Consider the following 1136-nt stretch of genomic DNA (forward strand, 5'->3'; position numbering starts at 1 on the left):
CCGTCGGCGCAGCGTGGCCGACGAACGGCAACTCGTCCTCGAGCTCACCGATGCCGGGCGAGCCCTGCGCGCCGAGGCCGAGTCGGTACCGGGACAGGTCGTCGACGCCCTCGGTGTCGGAGTCGACGAACTCCAGGACCTGCACGCCACGCTCGTCCGCGTCAACGCGGCGGCGCTGAAGGCCGGATCGCTCTGACGGACCCCGACGGCCGTGATCGCGAGGCTGTGACAGCTGTAGTCGGCGCCCGCGGCGGATCCCACGGCTTCCCCACCCGCTTCGGGTTCTCGAGAAGCGGCCCCGGCAGGGTCAGGGCACCATCCAGCCCAGCACCGAGGTGGACTGCAGCCACACGAGGACAGCGAGCACCGCGACCCCGGCGATGCTCAGCGGCCAGATCCGGCGCATGAGGAGCCCGTCCTTGCCGGACAGTCCCTTCACCGACGACACCAGGGCGAGGTTCTGCAACGCGATCGGGGTACCGGTGGTGCCGCCGGCCATGTTCCCCGCGACCAGCACGGTCGGGTCGAGACCCGATTGCTGGGCCGCGGCGACCTGCAGGCTGCCGAACATCGCGTTCGAGGCGGTGTTCGATCCGGTGACCACCACACCGAGCCAGCCGAGGACCGGCGACAACAGCGCGAAGGCCGCTCCGGCGCCGGCGAGGAATCCACCGATCGTGGCGGTCTGCCCGGACAGGTTCATCACGTACGCCAAGGCGAGAACCGCCGTGACCGTCGCGAACGACCACCGCAACTGCACGACCGCGGCGACGAAACAGCGCGCCGCATCCGGCACCGCGACCTTCAGCACCGGCATCGACAGCAGCGCGGCGACGAAGACGAGACTGCCCGGAGCGGTGAGCAGATCGATGGTGAAGGTCTCCGCGGTGGGAACGTCCCCGTCGGCGGTGGTCACGTCCACACCGGGCCACGGGAACGACAGGCTCGCGTTCGACAGCAGCGACGCGACCGGCCCGAACCGGCTGACGAGGAAGACGATCACGATCAGCGCGTAGGGCGCGAAGGCCTCGACGACGCGGCGGCGCGAATCGTGGATCCGTTCGGGCGCGGCCCGGCGGGCCCGACGCTGGGTGGGGTGCACCTTCACCGCGACCAGCAGCACGAGCAGACCCGCC

1 protein-coding gene and 1 pseudogene are annotated in these 1136 nt (G+C 71.0%); one reads left to right on the forward strand and one right to left on the reverse strand.

All coding sequences use genetic code 11. The annotated features are described in order from the left end of the window. Positions 1-196 (forward strand): annotated as a pseudogene (locus tag R1101_RS0123995) (MarR family transcriptional regulator); the annotation flags it as partial. Positions 197-307: 111 nt separating this feature from the next. Here the strand turns inward: R1101_RS0123995 and R1101_RS0124000 are convergent. Continuing rightward, positions 308-1136, reverse strand: an 829-nt coding sequence (locus tag R1101_RS0124000; RefSeq protein WP_016935695.1) for an L-lactate permease, incomplete at its 5' end; no start/stop codon positions are given.

The sequence above is a fragment of the Rhodococcus sp. R1101 genome (assembly GCF_000278445.1).
In the GTDB taxonomy this organism is placed as follows: Bacteria; Actinomycetota; Actinomycetes; order Mycobacteriales; family Mycobacteriaceae; genus Rhodococcus; species Rhodococcus gordoniae.